Origin of the sequence: uncultured Clostridium sp., assembly GCF_900547735.1 — a bacterium.
In the GTDB taxonomy this organism is placed as follows: domain Bacteria; phylum Bacillota; class Clostridia; order Lachnospirales; family Lachnospiraceae; genus Otoolea.
Genome location: NZ_URHZ01000031.1, coordinates 40,358 through 57,907 on the forward strand (window position 1 = coordinate 40,358; position 17,550 = coordinate 57,907).

The window sequence follows — 17,550 nt, forward strand, 5'->3', positions numbered from 1 at the left end:
TTTTCTATTTTATTTCTTTTCCGGCATATTTGCAACTATTATTTTTGTTTTATAACAATAATAAATGATTGTTTATACTCAGCCGCTTTTTCTCATCACCTCCTCTTCCTGTTCCTGCTCCAGTTTTTTTACAAGCACGGATTCGATTCTCATATTTTTAATCTGTTCCACGTGGATTCCAAGGCCGTCCGCCTCCACATCCAGGGTTGTTCCGTCGGCCGGGATTGTATTAAGGCAGCTTAAGACAAGCCCGCCTATTGTCTCGTAATCATCCGGTTCCGGAAGGTCCACGTCAAGCGTTTCCGAGACATCCTTAATCAGCGTGCTGCCCGGAAAGCGCCAGAGGTTTTCTTCCACCTGTTCAATCTCAGGCTCCTCCTCCGCGTCAAACTCATCATAGATATTGCCTACAATTTCCTCCAAAAGGTCTTCCAGTGTGATAATACCGGCTACCTCCCCGTACTCATCCACAACGATCGCCATATGTATCTTTTTAGACTGCATATCGCGGAACAACTGGTCAGCATGGATGGATTCGGGCACAAAATATGCCTCATGAAGCAGTTCCTTCAACGGTTTCTTATCGGTTCTCATGTTTAAAAGGTATTCTCTGGAATAGAGGATGCCCAGTATCTCGCGGCCATCTTCATCATATAAGGGGAAACGCGACAGGCCGGTATCCCGGATTTTCTCCACAATCTCCTCCTCCGTGTCGTCGATACAGAGGGATTCCACCTCAAATTCCCGCGTCATGGCCTCCTGTACGGAGGTGTCGTTAAATTCAAATACATTCTGAAGCCATTCTTTTTCTTCCTCATCAATGGCCCCGTTTTCTTTTCCCAGATCTATCATCATACGGATTTCGTCTTCCGTCACCTGCTCTTCCTGCGCCTCGGTCTTCATGCGGAGAAGCTTGAGCGTCGTGTTGGTTGAAAAAGCCAGAAAGGCGATTACCGGTTTCATGCCGAACGCGATGGCCGACACAGGACCGCTGGCGATTTTCGCCACCTCATACGGTTTCTGCATTGCAATACGTTTGGGCACCAGTTCTCCGAATATCAGCGTAAAGTAAGACAGGATGATGGTAATCACAATAACGGAAACCGTGTCCAGAGCGCTTTCCGGCAGCGCCCTGAAGCCGAGACCGTTGTAGATCCAGTTCGTCAGGATATCCGAAAAGTTTTCCGCCGCAAACGCACTTCCCAGAAATCCTGCCAGGGTGATTCCTATCTGTATTGTTGAGAGGAAACCTGCCGGTTCCTCCGCCATTTTAAGCAGTCTTCCGGCCGTCTTGTCACCATTTTCCTGCATTCTCCTCAGTTTTGCCGTATTTAATGATATAACGGCAATCTCCGTCGCGGCAAAAAAAGCATTTAACATGATAAGCGCCGCCTGTACAATTAATTGTTGTGGTAATTCTCCCACTTTAATCTCTCCTTTTCATTTTTATATTTTGAGCGCGAAAAGGCACAATCTGCCTTTAAAAATGCAGATCGCGCCTTTACTTTATGGCTCAATATTTAAATTGTTATTTTCCGCATCAGCGTCTGGTGCGCTGTCGTCCATCCTGTATAACACTCCTTCTTGATCTGCCGCCGCATTGGGCAGCGGTATTGTTGCTGCACCATTATATTACAGGATATGCAGACTGACGGCAATAGTTTACGCAGGAGCTTAACGAAAGCTTAGCATGGCAGCGAGCGGCAGTTTAACACTCCGTCATGATTCTTATAATCTCTTTATCCGTCTCGCGCATCCCGTCTTTGCCGAGGCGTCCGATATTGCGGATGGTATTTTCCACACCCTTGGCCACAAGGCCGTCCCCGCCATAGAACTGCTGGCCCCTCTGAAACATCTTGTATCCCAGGATTCCGGTGTCCACCGCCACCGCAATCTTGGCCGCGCAGGAGGCCTTGGCCCCGTCACAGACGATTCCCGACGTGACGGCCAGGGCGTTGACCAGCGTGTGGGCAATAACCTCCAGGCTGCCGCCTTCCAGATAGGCGATTCCCGCCCCTGCCCCGGCTCCCGCGCTGACCGCGCCGCAGTAAGCGGACAGACGGCCGATTCCGGTCTTCTGGTGCAGCGTGACGAGGTTTGACAGCAGAAGGGCGCGGTAAAGTTTCTCACTGCCGCTCTGAAGCTCTTTTGCATACTCAATCACCGGGAGAGACGCCGTCATTCCCTGGTTTCCGCTGCCTGAATTAATGATAACGGGCAGATCACAGCCGTTCATCCTGGCGTCGGAACCGGCTGCCGCCATGGCCTTTGCCCGGTTCTCGATCCGATCTCCGTACTCTTCCATCAGGACGCGGCCGATGTTGGCGCCGTAATCCCCCCGGAGCCCTTCTTCCGCGATAGCCGTATTATACTCAATCTGGCGGTCCAGGACTGCCTTTACATCCTGAAGGTCCGCCGTATCCGCAAAATCATAGATCTTCTCAATGGTCAGCAGGGAATAGTCTGGAACGTACTCTTCGTCCTCCTCACCCGCCGTCTTCTCAAAGAGAATCCCGCCGTTTTTGCTGATCTCCACAATATTGGTATGTTCCTGTGCAATCCGCACCCGCGCGGTGGAACCGTCTTTCTCCACCGTTACCGCCATATCCAGAAGGTAGGGTGTATCGAGCGGCTCCACCGTAATTTCAGCCGTCTCCATATAGGCTCCCAGACCGGCTTTCTGCTCTTCTGTTACCTTGGAAAGAACCTCCAGTTCCAGGTCCTCCCTGCCCGCAAGGATACCTACGGCCGCGGCCGCTTCGATTCCCCGGCGGCCTCCCGAGTTGGGCACAATAACGCTCTTTACATTCTTGACAATATTGCCGCTGACTTCCACCAGCACTTTATCCGGCAGCGCTCCCAGCACGGCTCTCGCCTTTGCGCTGCAGTAGGCAAGGGCAATCGGCTCCGTGCATCCCATTGCCGGAACCAGTTCGCGTTCCAGAATCTCCACATAGGTCTTATAACAGATATCACTTTTTTCCATCCTGTAAATTCCCCTTCCGCCGAATTATTTAAACAGATCCGTAGATAAATAGCGTTCTCCGGTGTCGGGAAGAACCACCACGATTTTCTTTCCTTCATTTTCCGGCCGTTTAGCCAGCTCTACTGCCGCCCAAAGGGCTGCGCCGGAGGAAATTCCCACAAGGAATCCTTCTTTGGCCGCCATCAGCCTGCCCATCCGGTAGGCATCCTCTTCCTGGGCCAGCATAATTTCATCGTAAATTCCGGTATCCAGGATTTCCGGGATAAATCCCGCGCCGATTCCCTGGAGTCCGTGAGGTCCCGGAACTCCGCCCGAAAGCACCGGAGATTTCACCGGCTCTACAGCAACCACATGGATGGACGGATTTTTCTCCTTCAGATAGCGCCCGGTTCCCGTAAGTGTTCCACCGGTTCCCACCGTTGCCACAAAGATATCCACACCGCCGTCCGTATCTTCCCATATTTCCGGCCCCGTGCTTCTGTAATGCGCGCCCGGGTTGGACGGATTGACAAACTGTCCGGCAATCCAACTGTTTTCTACTGTTTTCTGAAGTTCTTCGGCTTTCTGTATCGCCCCCGGCATTCCTTTCTTTCCCTCCGTCAGGATCAGCTCTGCGCCGTGTGCCGTAAGAAGCATCCTGCGTTCCATGCTCATGCTGTCCGGCATGATGATGATGGTTCTGTATCCTCTCGCCGCCGCTACGGCCGCCAGGCCGACGCCCGTATTGCCGCTGGTCGGTTCAATGATAACCGAACCTTCTTTCAGGATTCCCGCTGCTTCCGCGTCCAGTATCATCTGAAGTCCCACTCTGTCCTTGGCGCTTCCTGCCGGGTTGTAGCATTCGAGCTTTGCAAGAATCTCTGCCTTTGCCCCTTCCTGCGCCGCCAGTCTTCCCAGACCGACAAGCGGCGTATGGCCTACAAGTTCTTCAATTCCCTGATAAATTCTTCCCATGGCAATTCTCTCCTTTTCCTGATCTGCGTCTGTCCGCCATCACATTATACCGCCTGCTGCTTAAAGCTTTTCTTATTCGGATATTAACAGGTTGCCCCTCCCTTGAGGTGCACCTGAGCATTGATGATTTCTTCCTTCCGCTCCAGAAGTCCGTTGTCCAGAAGCTGTGCTTCCACGTTGTCAAATCCGAGCCTTTCTATTGTATCGGAGAAACGCTCTCCGGTTATTCCCTGTTCCCGGAACAGGAGGACGGCCTTCTCCAGTACATCAAGCACTTCCTCTTCCGATTTGAAAACAGTCCTTACCGGACGCCCTTTCGCGATCTTCTTGCCCCATCTTCCCCCGATTACGGCCTTGTAGCCCTCAAAGGAAGATGTCATGGCGCCGAACGGACATTTGCCGATACAGCGGCCGCAGTTGTTGCACTGGTCTTCCTGAACCGCGATGCCGCCGTCATTCAATACCGCCGCTCCCACCGGACAGGCGTCGACTACCGTACACTTATTACATCCGCGGCAAAGTTCCGGATCCGCAGCCGGTACATTCTGGCCTACGATACCAAAATCATTCAAACTCGGCTTAACACAGTTATTCGGACATCCGCCGACTGCTATTTTGAACTTATGAGGCAGTTTGACGCCCCGGTATCCCTTGTAAAATCTCGTATGAATCTTGTCGGACAGGGCAAATGTATCGCACAGTCCGTACTGGCATGTCGTTCCCTTGCAGGAAACCACCGGGCGCACCTTGGAACCGGTTCCTCCCGTCTCCAGTCCGACCTCTGCCAGACACTCCCTGAACGGTTCGATATTCTCATATGGGATTCCCGTTACCTCCATTGTAAGGCGCGTGGTCATTGCGATATGTCCATCACCGTATTTCTCGGCCGCCTCCGCTATTTTGGCATTCTCAGCCGCCGTTATTTTTCCGTTTCTCGTGACAATTCGGCCGTTGAAACAATCTGTTCCCTTATTATGTAAGAATCCCAGCGCCTTAACCCTTGTGATATCCTCCGGACTCACCGTAACGCCTTTTTTCTCCGACTCGATGAGGCCCTCCGCCACCAGGAAATTCTCCAGGAGGCCGTATGAGAGTTCTACCGTCTTCAGGCATCTGCTCTCTTCCACAGTGTATTTGTCCTTCAAAACGGAACACTTCGTGCTTCCCAGTTCCCGCTCAAAGCTCTGGCAGAATTCCGCACATTTTTCTTTAAACCCTTCCGTAGCATGCGCCCTGTCCTCCACGAGAAACATGCTGATAACCGCCATCGCGCTGCTGAGCGCCCCGCAGGTCTCACCGCAGCCCATTCCGCCGCCGAATCCGCTGACCAGCCGGAATGAGTCTTCATTCAGCCCCAGATCGTATTCCTCATTTGCTACACGGAGAACCGTCTCCGCACAGTTGTAGTCCTTTTCAAGATAATAGTGGCGTAACTTCTGTTTGTTCATTTGTATATTCCCTCTCTTTAATATATATATTCTTATGTATTCCTATCCCACTCACACCGTATACGGCGGCACCCCTGCCGCCATGTACTGAATCCGGCCATACCTGACCCGCTTCTTTTAAACCTGCCTGTTCTAAAGGCCCTCATAAGCCTGGCTGTCACCAATCCGGCTTTCCTGACCCTGACTGTCCCGGTCCCTATACCCTTATCCCAGTACCAGCCCTCTTTCTTCCATCATTTCACGGAGTTCATCCACGACTGAACCCAGTTCCTTTCCTTCCTCATCTATGATGATATCGGCGTACCTCTCAAAATATGTAATTCTCTCTTCATAGAGATCTTTGAGCGTCATTCCATCCTTCAGGACAACCCCGCGGTCAACCACGTCTCCAAGCCTGCTGAGCAGTTCCTCATAGCTGATTTTAAGATACACGACCGGTCCCAGGGATTTCAGGTTTTCCATCGCCTCTTTCCCGTAGATTACACTGCCTCCGGGGGCGATCACGGCGCGGTTTGCTTTCAGCCCCGCATTGACCTGGTTTTCTACCTCCATAAATCCGTCGAGGCCCTGTTCTTTAATAATTTCCTTCAGCAGCTTTCCCTTTTCTTCCTGAATCACAATATCCACATCGATGAAGGAGTATCCGAGGCGCTTGGCGAGAAGCACTCCGACCGTGCTCTTTCCGGCTGCCGGCATACCAATCAATGTTATGTTGTTCCCTGCGCTGCGTAGTTCCATCTCTGCTTCCGTCTTATCGTCCCTGTTGTCTTTCATGCTTTCCTCCCGCCTTTTTTCTTCCGCCTTTTACGGATACCGTCTTTTTTCTTATGCTGTAACCGAACGTTCCCAGAAGACTGGAAAGTCCGTAATATTCTCCGTGGGAATAGACAATCGGCGCCGCTTTGTGCAGCTCAAACTTGCCCTTCTCATCCAGATAGGCCTCGTCCACATCCACGGCCACCACTTCGGCCAGGAACATATGGTGGGACCCCAGTTCCTTTACCTCCGTCACACGGCACTCAATATTGACGGGGCTCTCCTTAATCAGCGGAGCGCCGACCGCCTGCGCCGGAATGGGGGTAAGTCCGGTATCTTTCCATTTATCCGTATCCCGTCCTGATTTGACTCCGCAGTAGTCGGTTGCATGGACCAGCTTCTCCGTCGTCAGATTGATGACAAATTCTCCCGACTCCTTCAGCATCCCGTAAGAATGGCGTTCCGGCCTGACCGATATATATGCCATCGGTGGGTTGGTACAGACCGTGCCGGTCCAGGCGATCGTGATAATATTGCTCACTCCGTTCCGGTCCGCAACCGTCACCATGACAGCTGGAACCGGATACACCATATTTCCCGGTTTCCACTGCGCCTTCCGGGAAACGGAACAGTCCGGGGTGCCCGTACCGTCTTTTTTACTGGTTTTGATGCCGCTGTTTTCCCGTTTTGCCATATCCTTTTTTATCTCTCTGTTATCGTTTTTATATCTCATTTATCATATCCCTCTTAGTGTTGGCCTGCTTTTTATAATAACAAAAAATGAGGGTAATGTATACCCTCATTCAAACTGCAGGCAGACTATATTTTCCCTGTATTGGGAGTTTGAGGGTGTAACCCTCATTTTAAATCACGAAGACGGAATTCAGTTCCGCCGTAGTGCTGAACTGCCGATTTCTAGGGGCTTCAGCCCTTGCGCGAGGAAATCGGCAGTTCTTCCTTCGGTGACTAGAATTTATGGCGTATGCCATGAATTCTACAGAGTGGCGACTTTGTCGGCACTCTGAATAAGGGTAATGTATACCCTCATTTCCTGCCAGTTGAGCTATTGTTCCGTCGCTACCATCAGTCCCGGAACAAGCTGTTTTTTCCTCGAAACAACGCCCGGCAGACTGACAATATGTTTTTCCGTATCTCTCTCTTCCTCGCCTATGTGGAAGGCGTCGGTAGCCAGTTGCTCGGCTCCCTGGCCGTCGCAGATAAGCTCCGTGGACTCCGTCAGGATATTGGTCAGCATGAAGAACATCATATCCACCTTCTCATCTTCCCTGGCCCTGTCCATATAGGATAACATCCTGTCTTTCAGTTCCTCCAGCTCTCCGGAGTTCAGGGATGTGATCTGGCCCACGCCGAAGGAAATCTTTCCGGCTGTAAAGCGCTTGAAATCCTGATAGAATATCTCGGCGTCGCTCTTGCCTTTCAGCTTGCTTCCGGCGGCAAACATCTTGTTGGCAAGCTGTTCCACATCGATCTCTGCAATCGCCGCGAGCTTCAAAGCCGCATCTTTATCCACCGGTGTACAGGTCGGTGAGCGGAAAAGAAGCGTATCGGAAATGATAGCGCTGCAAAGCAGTCCTGCAATCTTTTTCTCGATGGTGACTCCGGCTTCTTTATACATCTGGTAAATAATTGTAGCCGTGCATCCCAGCGGCTGGTTCCTGAAAAATACCGGTCCCATCGTCTCCACCGTACCCAGACGGTGATGATCGATGATCTCCAGGATATTGGCATTCTCGATACCTTCAACGGCCTGGCTCCGCTCGTTATGATCTACAAGTATTACATTTTTCCCTCTGGCGCCCAGCAGGTTCCGGCGGGATATCATTCCCTTATACTTGCCGTTCTTGTCGAGAATCGGGAAATCGCGGTGGCGTTTGCTCGCCATCACCTCTTTAATATCGTCAATATAATCATCGGTATCAAATGTGATGAGGTTCTCCGTCTTCATGAAAAAGCTGATCGGCATACTCTGGTTGATCAGACGCGCCGCCGTATACGTATCGTAAGGCGTCGTAATCACGGTGCAGCCTCTCTCCTGAGCCAGTTTTTTGATTGTCATGGATACGCCCGCGCCCTCACAGACAATAATACAGCTAGCCTCCATCTCTATCGCGCAAAGCTGGGATTCGTAACGGTTGCCCAGGATTACAAGGTCATTTTTCTCAATGTAATACTCCATCATATCCGGGTTGGCGGCGGCAATCAGTACCTTACCTTCTTTGAAATATTCCTTCTCATCGCCAATGAGCATTGCCCCTTCCAGAGTCTCGATGATATTCGTATACTGGGTACACGCCTTCGAGAGAATGCTGCTGTCGTACACGTTCATGTAGGAACGCGTTATGTCTCCTACCGTAATCAGCCCCTCCAGCACATTGTCCTCGGTAACGGCCGGAATCGTCACAACACCGGCGTCCTGCATCAGGTTCCATGCTTTTTTCAGGGATATATTCTTTGCCACGCCCTTTGTTTCTCTTATGTCTATATCCTTTACCTGGGTTTTGACCGTCAGGGTCTCCTTCGGCGCTGCCATCCCGAAATAATCAAGCACAAACTGTGTCTCAGAATTGACGTGCCCGGCCCGGCCCGGCACATACTCCCCTCCGGTCGTAATCTGCTTCAAATTCGCGTAACAGATGGCAGAGCAGATTGAATCCGTATCCGGATTTTTATGCCCAATTACTATCGTCTTTTTCGTTTTATCAACTGTCATGCGGCCTCCTAATTTTTATGGTCCTGTCTTATTTATTTAAAATCGACTTTTTTTAAATCTGTCCGCAGCACAGCCGCTGTCCGGCAGATGTGTTAACGGTAACCTCTTTCTCAGGTAGTTTTCAGTATAGCACATTTGCAGAATACCGAACAGCTACCTTTTTGTATTTTTTACAGTTCAAACGGTGAATAATCACGCTCTGCAGGCCTTTTACCGCCGGATCGAAGCAATGTCAGGCAGAACCGGCCGGAAATTCCGGCTGCTCTGCCTGACATTCTGCTGCGGCCGAGTGCCGCCCTGCCGCTTTTTTATTATTGGCGCCGCCAATCCGAAGGTGGATTACGCGCTCTCAGATTTTTGATTGCCTGTTTTTGGATTCCGGCTGCTTCTGTCCTTATGTCCGGTTATTCACCGTTTCACTTAAGCTCTTTATTGCCCGCTTCCGGGTCTTTATCACTTGCTTCCGGATCCTGATCGCCTGCTTCAGAATCTTTATTGCTTACTTCAGGCTCCTTGGCATTAACTTCCGGAGCTTTGTCGTCTGATTCCGATTTCTGAGTTTCAGTTTCAGGTTCCTGGCCGTCTGTTTCCGGTTCCTGGTCTTCTGTCCCTGGTTCCTCGTCTTCTGTCCCCGGTTCCTGGTCTTCTGTCCCTGGTTCCTCGTCTTCTGTCCCCGGTTCCCGGTCTTCTGTCCCTGGTTCCTCGTCGCCTGTCTCCGGCTTCTGAACTCCTGTTTCCGGTTCCTGGCCGCCAGTTTCCGGTTCCTGTTCTCCTGTCTCCGGCTTCTGATCTCCGGTTCCTGATTCCTGGCCGCCTGTCTCCGGCTTCTGAGTTCCGGCTTCCGGTTCCCGGCCGCCTGTCTCCGGGTCCTTATTTCCCGTTTCCGGGTCCGTATTTCCGTCTTCCGGCTCTTGATTATCTCCTTCCGATTTATTGCCGTCTCCCTCTGTTTCACCGTCTGTCCGGCCCGGTTCTTCAGATGGCGGTAAAACATTTTCGGTCGGGGCTGCCGTTACGGCAGAGTTGTCAATATCCTCTTTCTGCTTCGTCACCTTTCCGTTTTCGTCGAGGTATACCTCAAAGCTCAGTTCGTCATAGCCCTCCGCCTCAATGGTTATGGTGTTTTCTTCTTCCGTGTTAAATCCGTTTACACTGAAATCAAGGTATTTTAAGATTCCGTAGGATTCATCCTCCGACACCTTGTATTGATTCACATCATCTGAAGAAATTGACAGGCTGCTATACGTATATTCCTGTCCGTTCACCTGAATCACTGTCTTATCCTTATTTTTAAGTACATTCAGATACGTCTCTAATTCTTCTTCCGTTGCATTTTCAAAAGTCAAACGATAATATTTACCCGTCAATATAGAGGACTTAAGCTCCGCCTTCTTTACTTCCGGCGGGGTCTGTGTATCGGACGGCTCCGTGCCGCCTTCCTCTGCAACCTCACCGTTCTCATCCAACGTCACCTTAAAGCTTATATCTTCATATCCCTTCGCTTTAACATTAACCGTGTTTTCTCCTTCGGCAAAGCCGTCTTTGCTAAAGTCCATATACCGTTTGTCTGATACCGTATATTTCTGCTCATCACTTGAAAAAATCATCCAGGAGCTGTACTGGTATTTTTGGCCGTTTACTTCAACCTCCGCGTCGGTGTTTTCAAGTGCGTGCAGGTAGTCCTGAAGTTCCTCTCCGCCTAATCCCGTAAATGACACCCTGTAACATCTTCCGCTGTAAAGTGATGCAGACTCCGCCTCCGGCGCCGTCAATCGTCCTGCGGGCGGCTCCTGCTCCTCTCCCTCTGTTATATCCCCGTTTTTATCAAGGAATACATCAAAACTCAAATCATCACAGCCCTCTACTTCAATTGTTACGGTATTTTTGCCTGCCGCAAAGCCGTTGATACTGAGATCCAGATATTGTCTGCCGCCATTTGCTTCATTATCGGATACGGTGTATTGATACTGATCGCTCTCGCTTACCGAAAGGCCGCTGTAAGTATATTTTTTCCCATTTACCTGAACTTCTGTTTTTTCGCTGTTTTCCAGCTCTTTCAGATATTTTTCCAGCGCCTGCTCCGAATCAGAATTGAAAGATACGCGATAATATTTCCCATAGAAGAATTCTGATTTCTTCTCTACCTTATCCACCTCAGGTGCTGTCAATGTTTCAGACGGGCTCTGCTCTTCCTCCCCCTGTTCAATCCTGAATTCCAGCGTTTTCGGCGTATAGTTTTCGGCACGTACCGTCACCATATAATCTCCGGACTCTTTAAAAAGTCCTTTTTGGAGCACAAATCCAAACTTACCGGGCACATAATTATCATCACCGGAAAGGGAACCTTCCGTATTGGAAGTTACTTTATAGCTGCTTCCGTCCGGTTTCCTGAGCTCGATTCCCTTCAGATTCTTCATGAAGTCTCCGCGCAGCGCGCCCTGGCTCTCGTCGTCCTCTCCGCTGGCTGCCGTCACATGCACATCCTGTCCCGTATAATATACAGATACATCTGCCGCATCTTCTCCCGCCGCCGGGTTTGGATCGGCCAGAGACAGGTCAAACTGTTCCTGCGCCTTATTTATATTCAGCTCTGCTGTTGCCGTCTGGTATCCTTCCGATACGATTCTCAGCTCGTGGACTCCCGCAGTCAGTTGGATGCTTCCTCCCGCAGTCCCCTTTGTGGAAGAATAAATGACAGCTTTTCCGGTGTCCTCATCAAACTTATATCCGGACAGATAATCGTCGTCGCGAAGAGCCGTTGCACTGCCGTCCAGATAAAATCTGGTGTTTTTATTCAAATACAGCGGATCCGTGCTGCAGCTCAGTGTCAGATCTTCTCCAAATGCTCCGCTGAGACCTTCCAACTGGGGCGCACGTTTACCCGTCATTTCTGAAAACAGGAAGGTGGAGCCAAGAAGGCCGTCCTCCAGCACCCGTTTTACCTGATATGGCCGATTTTCCGTCCGGCCTTTTCCAATCTCTGCATACCGGCGGAAGGAAAGCACCGCGTTGTCTCCCAGCCCTGCATCCTTTACCGCATTTAAATACGTAACAAAATCAAACAGCTCATCTGCGTTTTCGTCCATTACCGCCACCGGACTCTGTGACTCCCAGCGTTCGAGAACCGCTTCGGCAGCTTTATTGGTCATTCCGATCTTTTCCAGTATCAGCGCATTGGCAATCAGGTCATGGTCAAAAATCAGGAATGCGTTCATATCCCCGCCTCCGGATGAACCGGATTCCCCGGAGGATCCTGACGAACCGTTCCAGGATGCGCCGGAAATGGCGTCGATGCCGTAATCGGAACCGCCGGAGCGTTTACCGAATATTGTTACGGCAGAACCGATTTCTACGGATTTCGTCATTGTTTTATATCCGTTGGCGTAGGCTGTTACCGTATAAATCCCGGATTCATCCGTGACTGTCTCTTCTTTCGTATTAGTACCGCAGATATGGAGCATATCCCCTATTTCATACCATTCCGTTATATTTTCCAGTTCTTTTGTTTTACCGGACGGGAACGTCAGCTCCACTCTGTAAATCGGTGACAGGATTTCATTGCCAAATGTTGCGCCGTCCTCCCCCTCGATTGTAAAAGCAAAGCATTCTCCCGGTTCCGGGTTCAGATTCAGCGTGTTCAGCTTCATTGTAAATGTCCTGTCATCCACGAGGTGGATCGGAACCGTCATCGTCGCACTGCTGTAACCGGATACCATGTTTAACTGATAGCGGCCTCTGGAAAAAAGATTTGTCTGCGGCAGGCTGATTTTCAGCACACCCGTTTTTCCATATGTATTTTCTATGGACTTCCTGAATCCCAGTTCACTGTTCAGAATGCTGTTCTCCTGATTCAGCGCTTTTATCGTTTTAATTCCATTAAACCACTCTTCCTGGGCCTTCGTCTCCAGTGAAAGCTTAACCGTAATTTCGCCGTTTCCTGTCTTCTGGTCAATTAGAGTATCCGGAACATAATATGCGGAAGGTATTTCCTCCGATGCGCTTCCTCTCCGGTCACTCAGATCAAACGTGGTTCTCTCCGGCTCCACTCTGACCTGGCCATTCTTATCATAGACATCCAGATAGTAGTCAAACCGGGACACCGGCCCGTTCGTCAGAATTGCTTTGGGGGCATAATCCTCACCTCCGGCATCCGGAGCCGTTGCCGCAGCCGCGCTGCCAAGCTTCACGGTCTGCTCCCTGCCGTCACTTTCCCTAGTCACGGTGACCGAACCGGGTTTCAGCACGGTGCTTTCCCACTTTACAACCGAACCGTCGTCGTCAACCCTGGTCAGCGTATCTGTAACATCGGCGCCGTCAATCCGGACGCTGTAATCTTCAATCGTACCATCATCAAAGGTAATAACGGCATATCGGATCCATCCAAGATTCAAAAATTTCGTTTTATCCCGATCAAGCAAATCACCTGATTTGCCCTCATCACCGGAATTTTCACCGCCTCCGTTCAGGTCATCCCCGTTCGGCTTATCCGTATTTCCGGAACCGCTGCCTCCGGAGCCGTTATTACCTGTATTTCCACCGGAGGCGCTGGTATTTCCACTGCCGGAATTACCACTGCCGGTACTTCCGCTGCCGGAACCTCCGCTGCCGGAGCTTCTGCCGCCGGAGCTTTTGCCGCCGGTAGAAGCGGTATTTGTATTTTCTGCGGAAGAGTATCCACGGCCCGGTTCGTAATAAACACTTCCGTCTTTTTCAATCCATCTTCCCTGTGCATCCGTCAGAAATCCTCCAGGAGTTTCCTTACCGGCATACATTCTTCCCTTTTCACCGCCTTCTGCCGTCTCAAAGAAATAGCAGTAGCCGTCAATCCACTGCCAGCCCGTCAGGACAGAACCCTGGCTGCCGTCATTGGCCGTATTCAAAAAATACCGTTGTCCGGACGGGTCCTGGAACCACCCGGTACGCATCTTTCCTTCCACGCCGTCCTGTGCGGTATTCAGGTAAAACAGCTTTCCGTCTATATTCTGCCATCCCGTCCTCAGCGAACCATTGCCGGGATCCAGATAATACCATCCGTCGGCCGTCTGAAGCCATCCCGTCCGTGCTGTTCCTGCCGAATCATAGTACCTCCAGATTCCGTCTCCGAAATCCCATCTTCCCTGTGTGAGAACCTCCTGCGACGGCCCGGTGGGAGCCGCCCATGCCGTTCCCGTCTGGAAAGTCATACAGGCTGCCGTCAATATTGGGACGACCGCCCTGCGCATACACTTTTTCATAGTTTTTCCTCCTGTTTCCTCTGCAGTTAGTCTTTTCTAACCACGTATTACAGTCTAGCATTGGAAATATTTGGTTGTCAATGCCAATAGTTAGTTCTAACTAACTATTTTTCTCAATATGCATTTGTCATATTACATCTTTACGCGAGTACGCATCCCCGCGGAGCGTTTTTTGCTTCATAGGACGTAACTTCCTATATTTCCTATGAATTAAAAAAACACAGCCTGTGAACCGGGAAATGCTGTTCACAAGCTGTGTTCTGTAATATGTTTTGTACGTGTTTTATTCCTTATCTTTCATAATCTGTTAACAGGATGTTCACAATCTATTCACATATGATTTTTATACTAAAAGCATAAGAAATTTTATTTTTTTCTTACTTTTATGGTGATTTTGCACATAGATTTTTCATAATTGCCCCGGCAGCCTAACGGCTCCGGGGTCTCCTCATTTTATCGTTTTCTTCTCATCATTTTCCCTGTCTGGCAGGCCTTCCGGACAGTCCGATCGTGAATGTTTCCGTATCATAACCCTTTATAGAGGATTTTCCCACTCTTAATTGTTTCGAGAACACGTATTTTTTTAATCTCCATTGGAGGTACGGTAAGCGGGTTTGCCGAAAGAATGACGAAATCTGCTTTTTTCCCCGGCTCTATTGTCCCTTTTTCCGATTCCTCCCCATACTGGTATGCCGCGTTGGCTGTCACCGCTTTCAGGGCCTCATAGGGCGTAACGCGCTCCATCACTCCCATCGGGTGGCCTCCGCAGCTGATTCTGTTTACTGCGCACCAGATTGTCTCGATCATATCGGGCTGAATCACCGGTGAATCCTGATGGAAGGTCACATTGACTCCGTCGTCGATGGCCGTCCTTGCAGGGCTGATCTTAAGAGCTCGCGCTTCCCCAAAATTCTTCAAATGCACGTCTCCCCAGTACCAGGTGTGGGCCGTAAAGAAGGATGCGGTGATGGAAAGCTCCGCCATCTGCTCAAGCTGATCGGACCTCACCATCTGTGCATGGATCATGACCGGCCGGGTCTGCCCCGGATCCGCGCCTGTCTCCCGGACCGCCTGTCGGCAGGCCTCTATCATCTGCTGCGCCGCCGCGTCCCCGTTGCAATGCACCAGAAGCTGCCGCCCCTCCCGGAGCGCCGTCTCAAAATATGACTTAACCTCTTCATCCTTAAAAATCGGATAACCGCAGTATCCCTCCGGTTCGCCCTCGTATGGGCTGCTCATCCAGGCGGTCCGTCCCTGTGGGGAGCCGTCCAGGAAAATTTTATAGCCGCCGATACGCAGATGATGGTTGTATTGACCGGTATAATCAGGATTTTCCTCCGTCAGCTCATGAGCGTCGTTAAGCGCTGCGTACGCCACTACATCCGCATGCAGCAGTTCATTCTCCGCCGCGTATTTTAAGAGCTTCCACTCATCACTCCGGGTGCGTCCGTCCTGGATCGTCGTGATTCCATGACTCAGGTAAATCTGTTCCGCGGCCTCCAACTGCCTTGCAAGCTGCTCCATGCCCGGCTCCGGGATCACGGAAGAAGAACCGGTAAATGCGGTCTCTTCCAGATAGCCGTCCGGCTCCCCGTAGCCGTCCTTACTGCCGTTTCCGGCTTCTCCGTTCCTGCTTTTCCCGTTCCCGGATACGGCTGCCGTCCGGCCGATACGGCCTCCTTCCGGGTCTTTTGTATCCTTTGTTATTCCCATCTTCTCAAGGGCCGGAGTGTTTACAACTCCCATATGGCCGCTGGCATGGGTTATCATCACGGGGTTATCGGGAAATGCAGCATCCAGCATAAAACGGTCCGGGTGCCTTCCCTCCGCCAGTTTATTGTGGTCGTAGCCTGTCCCGATAATCCAGTCTCCTGCGCCGAGCTTCCGCTCCTCTTTAAACTTCTTAAGGATCGCAATCAGGCCGTCAAAGCTGTCGGCTTCCTGAAGCACCGCATAAGACAGCACCTTTGCCATCGCCGTGATATGGCTGTGCGGATCCATAAATGCAGGGAGCATCACTGCTCCCTTCAAATCCTTTAAAACCGGCTCTTCCGCCATGGCTCTCACCTCTTCAAGGGAACCTGCGGCCTGAATCCGTCCGCCGTCCGTCAGCACGGCTTCCACGATGACAGGCTCACTGCCGGTCATCGTGATAATTGTTCCATTATAATATAAAGTCTTCGCCATAATAACACTCCTGTCTGAATCACTCCGGTTTTTATCCGGCTTCTCTATGGTTAAAATGCCTCATGCGGCACATCCTGCGTGAACCGTAACCCGCTATGCCCATTATTATGCTCAGACCCGTCTGTTCTTAAACTTTATCAGTCGAGAATCAGCCTTGCGGCTCCATAGATTCCGGCATCATTGCCCAGCGTTGCCAGTTCGATTCCGGCCTTGTTCTCTGAAATGGGCGTATATTCCTCATAATACTTGCGGATCATATCCGTCAGGAATGTACCGGCCTTTGAAACGCCTCCGCCGATGACGAACACTTCCGGATCCACTGTCATTGACACGATGGCTAGCGCCCAACCGAGATAATAGCAGACCGTCTCCATCACTTCCAGGGCCAGGGCATCTCCCGCCTTAGCGCAGTCCACTACATTCTTTGCCGAGATGCGGCCTCCGAATTTACGCATCGCGGAATCCGCGCTGCTCTTCTCCATGATCCTTCTCGCTTCCCTGGCAATGCCGGTAGCCGACGCAATCTGTTCGACACAGCCGTAACCTTTACAGTTACACTGTTCCTTCTCTCCCTCGCGGATCCGCATATGGCCAATCTCACCTGCCAGACCGTGTTTTCCGGGTATAATCTTCTGATCAATGATAACGCCTCCGCCGACGCCAGTCCCGAGAGTCACCATGACGATATCACAGTATCCTTTACCGCCGCCCTGCCACATCTCTCCCAGGGCGGCCACATTGGCATCGTTGCCCGTCTTTACCGTTATGCCGTCCAGAAGTCCGCTCAGGATCTCCTGCGGGTTCATATCATGCCAGCCCAGATTGACACAGACCTCCACATATCCGTTCGGAAGCACCGGTCCCGGAATTCCAAGCCCTACTCCCGCCACATCGGACAGGGCAATACTCTGCTCTTTTAGAACCTTCCGGATCGATGCCGCTACATCGGGAAGGATGTATTTTCCGTTCTCCTCTTTTCTGGTCGGCACTTCCCACTTCTTTACCAGTGTCCCGTCCAGTTCGAACATTCCAACCTTTACCGTTGTTCCTCCTACGTCTACGCCAATACACTTTTTACTCATGCTCCGGCCTCCCTTAACTCTCTCTGTTCCATTTATTATTACCCGATTGTGTGATTATACTGCAATCTCTTTATTTTTCATTTCCATTATAAGAGATAGGCTTGTATATTGCAAGAGAGGGATTTAATTGAGGAATGAGAACGCCGCCGGGACGGTCGGGGTTCGGGATGGT

General features: G+C 50.9%; 10 protein-coding genes. All 10 read right to left on the reverse strand.

Annotation, left to right across the window (positions count from 1 at the left end; translation table 11 throughout):
• Positions 1–78 precede the first annotated feature (78 nt).
• A complete protein-coding gene (locus tag QZT18_RS11560; RefSeq protein ID WP_294148161.1) occupies positions 79–1,425 on the reverse strand; it encodes a hemolysin family protein in 1,347 nt (448 codons plus the stop codon).
• A gap of 283 nt (positions 1,426–1,708) precedes the next feature.
• Positions 1,709–2,986 (reverse strand): serine dehydratase subunit alpha family protein, encoded by a 1,278-nt coding sequence (locus QZT18_RS11565; protein WP_294148162.1) that lies wholly within the window; start codon positions 2,984–2,986, stop codon positions 1,709–1,711.
• A 24-nt stretch (positions 2,987–3,010) separates the two neighbouring features.
• Positions 3,011–3,940, reverse strand: a complete 930-nt coding sequence (gene cysK / locus QZT18_RS11570; protein ID WP_294148163.1) for a cysteine synthase A — start codon at positions 3,938–3,940, stop codon at positions 3,011–3,013.
• An 83-nt stretch (positions 3,941–4,023) separates the two neighbouring features.
• Positions 4,024–5,388: a C-GCAxxG-C-C family (seleno)protein gene (locus QZT18_RS11575; protein WP_294148164.1), complete on the reverse strand. Its 1,365-nt coding sequence runs from the start codon at positions 5,386–5,388 to the stop codon at positions 4,024–4,026.
• Positions 5,389–5,592: 204 nt separating this feature from the next.
• On the reverse strand, positions 5,593–6,162 hold the full coding sequence (locus QZT18_RS11580) for a shikimate kinase (protein WP_294148165.1): 570 nt from the start codon (positions 6,160–6,162) through the stop codon (positions 5,593–5,595).
• Positions 6,140–6,877, reverse strand: coding sequence for a flavin reductase family protein (locus QZT18_RS11585; RefSeq protein WP_366925862.1), 738 nt, complete (start codon positions 6,875–6,877; stop codon positions 6,140–6,142). Before QZT18_RS11585 ends, QZT18_RS11580 begins: the two co-directional genes overlap by 23 nt.
• Before the next feature lie 330 nt (positions 6,878–7,207).
• The gene (locus tag QZT18_RS11590; RefSeq protein WP_294148166.1) at positions 7,208–8,875 is read right to left on the reverse strand and encodes a putative manganese-dependent inorganic diphosphatase; all 1,668 of its coding nucleotides are present in this window, start codon (positions 8,873–8,875) and stop codon (positions 7,208–7,210) included.
• Between the two features lie 416 nt (positions 8,876–9,291).
• Positions 9,292–14,109: a hemoblobin-interacting domain-containing protein gene (locus tag QZT18_RS11595; RefSeq protein ID WP_294148167.1), complete on the reverse strand. Its 4,818-nt coding sequence runs from the start codon at positions 14,107–14,109 to the stop codon at positions 9,292–9,294.
• A 525-nt stretch (positions 14,110–14,634) separates the two neighbouring features.
• The gene (locus QZT18_RS11600; protein WP_294148168.1) at positions 14,635–16,296 is read right to left on the reverse strand and encodes an amidohydrolase; all 1,662 of its coding nucleotides are present in this window, start codon (positions 16,294–16,296) and stop codon (positions 14,635–14,637) included.
• Between the two features lie 137 nt (positions 16,297–16,433).
• Positions 16,434–17,378, reverse strand: coding sequence for an ROK family glucokinase (locus tag QZT18_RS11605; protein WP_294148169.1), 945 nt, complete (start codon positions 17,376–17,378; stop codon positions 16,434–16,436).
• Positions 17,379–17,550 lie beyond the last annotated feature (172 nt).